The organism is Bacillus sp. JJ1127 (genome assembly GCF_036965845.1).
GTDB lineage: Bacteria > Bacillota > Bacilli > Bacillales > Bacillaceae_G > Bacillus_A.
On the sequence record NZ_JBALQK010000018.1, the window covers coordinates 1 to 8273 of the forward strand.

Here is an 8273-nt window from a genome sequence, read left to right on the forward strand (position 1 = left end):
CAATATATAAACTGCCTAGTACATGTATTATTAATTTCAAAACTAGATCCAGATATGGAATTAAAAGATGAAGATATACTAATTTTCAGCAGAAAGGAAAACTATAGTGAAGTATTCGAAACACATATTAACGAAATCTACACACGTATTTAAAATAACGAATATATTAATGATCATTTACAATTTCTATCACAAAAAGCTGAAGAAACTCACCAAAATGAACTATATGTATTTCTAAAAACATTACACTATATTGCATTAGAAGAAATCATTAATGTTCAAACTAAGTTTGGTTTACACCCTAAGTCAAATTCCAAAAATATTTCTACTTTAAAACAACTTATCGCTATACAATTAGAAAAAATAAGCGGGTTCTCGGGCTCATCAACATCCTATGATTATATTCCACATACATTTGAAAAAATGAACTATTCTAGTCAGATCCAAAAGATTGATTTTTTTAGGAATCTGGGAGTTCTACCATTACCTATATCCTTAAAAAATTGGTATACGGATTCAAATGGTAAAACAAGCGAATTAGCAAATTATTTACAAAACGGAGTTATTAATAAATGGAGAGAAGAGTATTGGTCTAAATTCTTTACCCCATATTTGAATAAAACATCAGATTGGAAGAATGAAAGAGAATATAGGCTTCTAATACATAGTTCTTTAAATACATTTGATAATCCCCAAAACAGAAAACTAAAATATAAATTTGAGGACCTAGAAGCAATTATTTTCGGTATGAACACTCCTAAAGAGCACCAAATTGAAATCATAGACATTATTAAAAATAAATGTAAGGAAAATAATAGAGCATTTTTCGATTTCTATAAAGCTAACTCCAGTAACGGTAAGATTCAGATTAAAAAGTTAAATATAAACATCCACTAATATTAATAATAAATATTAATTTTCGAACAAAGGTGTCTTCAGCAAATTAAAGACACCTTTAAATTTGCATTATTCTCATTGTATTAAATAAAAACTCAGCACAGCTGAGTTATATTAGTAATCTATTCAATTCTCTTTTTTGAATTGGTGTTTCAATTAATAGATCCAAATAATAACCTTCTTCTGTATCAAAAAAATACTCCATTGTCTTCGCAGATTCTTCTTCTTCACTTTGCATATATTTTTCTACCTCATAATTAGAAAGAGCTGAAACCGATTGAGCGATTAAAGAATAAACAAATCGCTCTGCCAACACGTTATTCTCAAAATGTTTTTTTTCTTTTCGGAAACAACCAGGAGCATTATAAGTAAAAGAGACAAAACTATGCATAATAAAATCCCCCTTTAATTGTCTTTGAATAATTAATGAATTTTCGTATTTTTCTCTTCCATTAAATCTAGTAGTTTAAATCTACCTTTTCCTGTTTTTATTAGTAAACCCTCCTCAACCAACTGGTCCATAATATTACGAACTACATTTACATCTAATTTCATTTCTTGTTTTATACGTGTCACTACCGTATCCCCTGATGCCATAATATAACTTTTTACCCGTTCAAATGGCGTTGGCAATGGCTTTATGGTTAAACCATTGATTGGACGTTCATAAGGGAACAAATCACATATACTTTGCAATATATCTTTTGTTTTCCCTTTAGCTAAGTCAACAACAGGACTTTGAAATCTTACGTATTCTTCACTCATTACAGGACTTTTTAGCAAAGCATCCCCTTTACCAAGTAATTTCACGGCTGGTGCGCTTCCAAAAACCGTTTTATAGTCATGATAGCTGCCACAACTAAATGCAATTTTCGTTGGTAAATTTGCCTTTATTAATCCGTCTACTACCTTAACTTCTGGCCTTTGAGTACCACAAATCACATAAATACCTGCCGCTCTAGCCTTTTGGCCTATTCGTACAATATAGTCTTTCACATCAGGGTTTTGCATTACTAAATCACTAAACTCATCCACTATACAAATGATATACGGAAGCTTTTCAACATCTGGTAAAGCATTATAGTCGATTAAATCATCTATATCGTATTCCTCCATCAAAGTATATCTCCGGTCCATTTCTTCAGTTACGGCAGCTAAGACTGCTGTTGACTCCTCAACTTCAGTAACTATTTTTTGAACATGAGGGAAATCCTTAAATTTCTTAAAATCAATACGCTTTGGATCTATAATATAAAAATGCAAATCATAGGGCGTTTTCAATAAACATAAGGACAAAATTACTCCAATTAAAAAATAAGTTTTTCCACTTCCAGTTGCCCCAGCTATTAACATGTGCAAAGTATCTGTTAAGTCCTCAAAGAGTGGTTTTCCATGTTCATCTAAACCAATGATGAAAGGTAATCTTGCCTCTTTTGTAAATGTTAAAAATTCGGAACTGCTTAAGATATCTCGCAAGTAAACAACACTTCGTTTCTCTTTTGGAAAACTAAACATAATTGAGTTCAGTTCTGAGGCAGATGATAACTGTAAATCCTCTAGACCAACAGCTACCCGTATATCCTCCACATGCTTTTTAATATCTCTAAATTTAACATTTGAAGGAATCGAAAGGGTTACATGCATAATTGTAGATCCTTCTTCTATTTTGGTAATTTCGCACGATTCCTTTACAATATTTTGTTCTCTCAACACATTAAGAATCTTTAATGTATTCTCATCTGCTTCTAAACGCGTATTACGTTCCTCTTTTGTATAAGGTAATAGTTCAATCACTTTTTCCATAAAGTCGGAACTGTACACTGTATTTGTATCCGAATTAATTGCAGAGCCAATAATCATACATTCATTCGTTCCAATAACATCTCTTTTAATTTCTTGTCTCTCCTGCTCTACCACTAAAGACAAAATTTCACTCTCACTTATATACTGTGTATTTTGATTCACATTAATCTTTCTGCTTTTTATACTATCTATAACATTTTCATTTTCTTCAATTTGAGTCATCTGTAGGCGATTAAAATAAGTAATTTTCTCTAATGAATTAGCAATTGTATGCTGCAAATAGTCTTTTCTCGAAGCGTCCTCAACATTGACCCCAATGATTAATTGGTATTGATATAATGGCTCCTTTATTTTTGTTTCTATATCCTTCACCTGAGAATTCTTATTTAGTGGATAGTTCATACTTTCGAATAGTTGATGAACATATTTTTGGAACTTCCGTTTAAATACAGTATCTGAAGGATTTGTTATTCCAGATAAATAGTCGATGTATTGTTCAATGAGGTCTTCTTTCGCCCTATCCTCTTTCTTAGTTAAAAATTGTATAAATATTTTTTCATTCTCCTGCAGTACATCTTGTATATTGTGAAAAACCCCTTTTCCTTTCTCATTCTTTAATGGAAATATACTCCCTTTTTGTAAAGACACTAAATATAAGTCCATATCACATATTACTTCTATAAGATAATGACTATCTATTCGCTCCTGAACTAACTCAAAGTTATTCCCCACTGGTGTAGACAAATAATTATCACAACCATCTTTATGAATCATCTTCTCAAATCCAATTGTTGTATTCACATCACAGTTTAAAACATATTTAACTGAGTTTTCGTCAAAAGTACTTATAGAATATATCGTCGGTAATAAGATATCTGCTTGAGAGGTAAATCTACCCCGGAATTGTTTAAAAAACATCATCAATCCCCCAATTTGATTTATTTTCTCTTTCCTTTTTTCCATAGCTTCATCACAGTTCCTTTTAAAGGAATTCTTGTAAAATGGCTCTTTAACGATTTCCCAATAGAAAACACATCATCTCCATTATCTTGGAAACCTTTTAAAAAGCTTGGAGGATTCGCGACCCTATAGAAACCGCCAATTATAAATAAGATTTTTAATAAAATCATATTTGGTTCTATAAGTCCCCTTGTTGCAAATAGAACTATTGCCATAAAAGTAATAAATGTTGCATGTATAAGTTGTATCAAAGACAACAGCTTAACATTTTTCCACCATAGGTTAAACCAATGTCGATGTTGATCAAATATCCATGTACATAGTGCTAATGGAGTACTTATTACAAGTAACATCAAATCAAACCATCGCCGTCCAGCTTTTAATAAAACAGGAATTAGCGTAGAAATAAGCAAGAAATCAAAACCTATTAGTGCAACTAAATTGACTACACTCAAGGATCCATTAAGCACCAATTCACCAGCTTTAATTTCACTTATACCAATACCAGTAATTGCATCAGAGCATAGATTCAACAATGAGAAACCTTTTGCAAAAAGTGTAGGAGCAGCACCGGTAAATAATAAGGCAAGAGGAATTCTATGAAGGATTTTCCGTATAGGAGTATGTGTTTTACGAAGCATCATTTTTATCGAATTAATAGTACATAAAATCATGATTAATATAAGTGAAATAGTGAAAAATACAAATGTCTGATCTTTAATAATGGTTGTTTCAAACAGAAATGCTGGTAACTTTAATAAGACATTTGATACTAATTCAAAAATTTCATTAAGCAAAATTACACTGCCATTATAAATGTGTTGAGGCAGATTTTTTATAAACAAGTCTATACTATCAATCGCATTTGTTATCCCTGTCACTTTTGACTTAATATCTGTCAAAAGTGTACTAACACTTTCAAAATAATTACTACCTGGAATAAATGAAAATGGAGCAGGATCCTCTGATTTGACAGGAAGCTTAAATTGAAATTTATCTTCTAATGGTGCCCATGGTTCAGCAGCACTTTCCATAGCATAAGCTTCTTTCACATGAAACATCAGAAAAGATGTAGCTACGGTTGCATAGGGAATAAGGTTTCCAAAGCCTCTTGAAATGTAGGTAAGTACCTTGTGGGATCTATATACCACTCTAGATTTCCAAACAGTGAGTGGAACAATAAAATGATGCAAAATATACCGAGTGGCATCAATAATACTTGAATTAACCCGCGAATAATATCGTTGCTCCATTCCTGAGCAAACTTGTGTTTTCGAAACATGCGGCAGACTCCTGCCAATACGGAACCTACTAGTGCAATTCCGATTGCTATGATAATACAGCTCATTAATATAGCCAATAATATTTGAATCATTTCTGCCGGCATTAATACTGCTTCGGCAGTCTTTGATACTGTTTGAGCAGCAGCTGGTGATGCGTACATGAGAAAACTGCTTAACATCGGTACACTTCTTTTGGCCATTTCTAACCATTGATACTTTTTCTTCTTTTTGCTGTTTATCACTTCCCTTTTTAGATTTTTCACATGAAAAGGGACTTTCTTAAGTTGCTCATTAAACTTTTTTTCAACATTTCGATACTCGGACTGATTGTGATGAAACTTTATTTTATATGTGTTTCCTATTTGTTCGACAGAAAATGGATGTCCTTGCTCTGCATCAGTTCTTTGATGTTCTAACATAAGTACACCCCATTTTTAAAAATAAGTAACTACTAAACATTCTCTTCGTTAAGTTCCTTTCTGATTGCCTCATAATCATGAGTTGGTGAAGCTGATTGTTTAGGCTTTGCATGTTTCTTATTCTTTTTATCAAAGGTATGAAAATAATCTATCGCTTTCGTAACACCGACTGTAACAGCTCCTGCAATTCCAAATTTCGATACAGTCATTATAAAAAATCCTATACCAGTCATATTTTCATGCCACCTTTTTCTTCTGGATTTGGTAAAACTTATTACACCTGTGCCTGGTTTTATGACATTTATTTTTAAAATTAAATCAAAAAGTTTTAAATTTAAAACTTAAGGACAAAATAAAAACTACCCTAATCCTTTTCTCGATAGAATAGTTCCTCAATAGGTGGATATTGAAGTGCAGCCCAAATTTTAAAAAATGCTTCCAGGGATGGCTGAACATGATTATTTACGATCAGGCTTATATTCCCCTTTTTTATATTAGTTATAGCAGCTAATTCTGTTTGCTTCATACCAATTTTTTTAAGATATTTCTTCAATCGGTTACGTAATGGATACTCTGTATCAGAAGCTAACATCTTTAAATGGATTACATTAATTTCTTCAATTTCTGTAGCTTGTTCAATCTTTTTTAAAAACGTTAAAATAATTCCTCTTACTAAGATCTCTAGGTCCACTTTTTCTTCAGCATTAAATTTCTTTCTGAAGTTCTGATATCCTACCATCTCTATCAACTGGTCATATATTTCCTCTGAAACCGTAAATTTAATCTCTTTCTCATCCATACTTGAATAAAAACCTCCTTTTACGGAAATCGTAATACTACATGTTATAAGCGAAAGGAAAGTGATATGCGTGATTTTAATATTAAATAATACTGACAAAGTAGATGAACTATTAGATGAAGTATTTGATGCAGGGAAAAGAAATAAATAAAAAGGTGGTAATATTTATGTCTTTTAAATTTTTAGGAATTTGGGTATCTCAAACCGGTGTAACACCTGAGTGGCTAGAAAAACTTGAAATATGTGATGAAGGAATATTTAATGAAATAGGTTTACCACGAGAAAAAGTGATTGAAATATGCCAGCATCTACACGACAATAATATTTTAATTTAACCCTCAAACACTATCTAAAAACCTCCAAAAATCTATCTAGTATAAAGTGACTTATTCTACTCAATTTCTATTTCCCCTTTCTGATACTTATCAACAACCTCGCGGAAAAAGTCGAAAAATTCGCCATATATTATTCTTTCTATTCTGTTATTATGAAATAGACATAAATATATAGGGGGTACACATGCAGAGTAGTTGGGGGTATAAACTTCAGAACATTTTATTAGAAAAAAATGATGATATTGGTACGTTAATTAGTTGGAAAACTAGTATCGATATTATAAAGTTTACTCATTCAGATAAGAAAGAGCAAAATCCTACTTTGATAGGGAACATCATCGTATATATGTTTGATGAGCAAATTGAAGATTTATATGTAGCAGCAGAGTCTCATTCTAATGAATTTCAGAATATTTTGAATGATACGTGGGTAGTTAGTGAGAAAACAGACATAAATATGTTCTCAAAAAATTTATATGGACCTAATTTAAGTTGGTCTGATCCAGTTTTGTATTTAGACGGTAGTAGCTATAAAAAGGCGTGCATAAGTGGAAGAATTGCCATCTTACATAAATTACATATCCATGAAGGATACACAATAAATAAAGAGATTAGATCTCAGCTAATTAGCCAATTATTACATGAGTTAATGTTTTATTTCAATGTTGATTTTGTTCTTACGAAGAACGATATATTCAAAACCACAACTACTAAACTTTCACAAATTTCAAAGTCTGACCTAACTAATATTGAAGATGAATTATTATCAATTGGCTTTAAAAAAACTGGGAGATCTACTCTAATTCTCAAATTAAACATGGTCAATGTGAAAGATTATTTCACCTTTTTAAAAAGAGATTAAAATATAGTTTAAGTTTATATGAAATCCATACATAACCAACATAATAAAAACAGAGTGGAGGGAATAGTTTAGTTTTTCAAAAAAATTAGAGACTCATTTCTAGACGCAAAAAGCTATCACCATTACACATGATGATAGCTTTTTTATTAATCAAAACTAATTTCTGCATTTTTCTTTTTTGAATCTCCACTAACTAGAACTAGTTGCAGCTGTTCATAAATTTCCTGCGTATCTGGTGTACTTTCTGCTTGTTTACGCTCACGTTTTACTGTAGAATCATTTACCGCTAACATCTCACCTTTAGTTTCGGCCACCATTTCCATGTGCTCAAGTACCGCAACACGTTCTAGTCCTTCCATCTCTTCTAAATCTTCTACATCATCTGCATCATCAATAATTTCTAGCTCTTCTGTTTTTGTAATTTCCTCTGTTTCTTTTTTCAATTCAATTGCTGGTTGTTCTTGTACTATGTTCTCTGTCTCTATGTTAACAGTATTAACTTCAATTACCTCTAAAGGTTTATTTTTAGCATTTGCTTTCTTATTTGCTTTTGCAATAGCTAATCTTACTTTCATTTCTCTTAATGAAGAAGATATTTGATTCAATATTCTTCCAAAACCATAGAAACGAATTGCTTCAACTATAACACCCATTACAATTCCAAAAATCCATGAGTTCGAAAAATATCCAACTAAGCCAAATGTAATAACTCCTGGCAAGTATAAGCTAACGTAACCTATTAAATTAGGTATAGCTTTTTCCACTGTTAATTTAAAGCTATATTTAATTATTAAATATATAGCACTTAACCCCACTATTAAACCAGCTAAACTTATTAATAAATTTTTAAAAGTTTCACCCATCATTATAAATTCCTCCCTTAATGTTATAATTTGAATTCAATTAATAAATTCC

9 protein-coding genes are annotated in these 8273 nt (G+C 31.3%); 2 read left to right on the top strand and 7 right to left on the bottom strand.

Annotation, left to right across the window (positions count from 1 at the left end; all coding sequences use genetic code 11):
* Positions 1–1006: 1006 nt before the first annotated feature.
* The 6 genes from V7183_RS02535 to V7183_RS02560 all read right to left on the bottom strand — a co-directional run bounded on the left by V7183_RS02535 (position 1007) and on the right by V7183_RS02560 (position 6161).
* Positions 1007–1288, bottom strand: coding sequence for a hypothetical protein (locus V7183_RS02535; RefSeq protein ID WP_335358597.1), 282 nt, complete (start codon positions 1286–1288; stop codon positions 1007–1009).
* Positions 1289–1320: 32 nt separating this feature from the next.
* Positions 1321–3618: an FtsK/SpoIIIE domain-containing protein gene (locus tag V7183_RS02540; protein WP_335358598.1), complete on the bottom strand. Its 2298-nt coding sequence runs from the start codon at positions 3616–3618 to the stop codon at positions 1321–1323.
* A 20-nt stretch (positions 3619–3638) separates the two neighbouring features.
* Positions 3639–4694: a hypothetical protein gene (locus V7183_RS02545; protein WP_335358599.1), complete on the bottom strand. Its 1056-nt coding sequence runs from the start codon at positions 4692–4694 to the stop codon at positions 3639–3641.
* Between the two features lie 41 nt (positions 4695–4735).
* The gene (locus tag V7183_RS02550; protein WP_335358600.1) at positions 4736–5362 is read right to left on the bottom strand and encodes a hypothetical protein; all 627 of its coding nucleotides are present in this window, start codon (positions 5360–5362) and stop codon (positions 4736–4738) included.
* A gap of 32 nt (positions 5363–5394) precedes the next feature.
* Positions 5395–5595, bottom strand: coding sequence for a hypothetical protein (locus V7183_RS02555; protein ID WP_335358601.1), 201 nt, complete (start codon positions 5593–5595; stop codon positions 5395–5397).
* A 131-nt stretch (positions 5596–5726) separates the two neighbouring features.
* Positions 5727–6161: a helix-turn-helix transcriptional regulator gene (locus V7183_RS02560; RefSeq protein ID WP_335358602.1), complete on the bottom strand. Its 435-nt coding sequence runs from the start codon at positions 6159–6161 to the stop codon at positions 5727–5729.
* 167 nt (positions 6162–6328) lie between these two features.
* Here V7183_RS02560 and V7183_RS02565 point away from each other — a divergent pair, with 167 nt between their 5' ends.
* The gene (locus tag V7183_RS02565) at positions 6329–6496 is read left to right on the top strand and encodes a hypothetical protein (protein WP_335358603.1); all 168 of its coding nucleotides are present in this window, start codon (positions 6329–6331) and stop codon (positions 6494–6496) included.
* 184 nt (positions 6497–6680) lie between these two features.
* Entirely contained in the window at positions 6681–7358 is a 678-nt protein-coding gene (locus V7183_RS02570) for a hypothetical protein (RefSeq protein ID WP_335358604.1), read from the top strand.
* Positions 7359–7504: 146 nt separating this feature from the next.
* Here the strand turns inward: V7183_RS02570 and V7183_RS02575 are convergent, their stop codons facing one another.
* A complete protein-coding gene (locus V7183_RS02575) occupies positions 7505–8224 on the bottom strand; it encodes a hypothetical protein (protein WP_335358605.1) in 720 nt (239 codons plus the stop codon).
* Between the last annotated feature and the right edge of the window lie 49 nt (positions 8225–8273).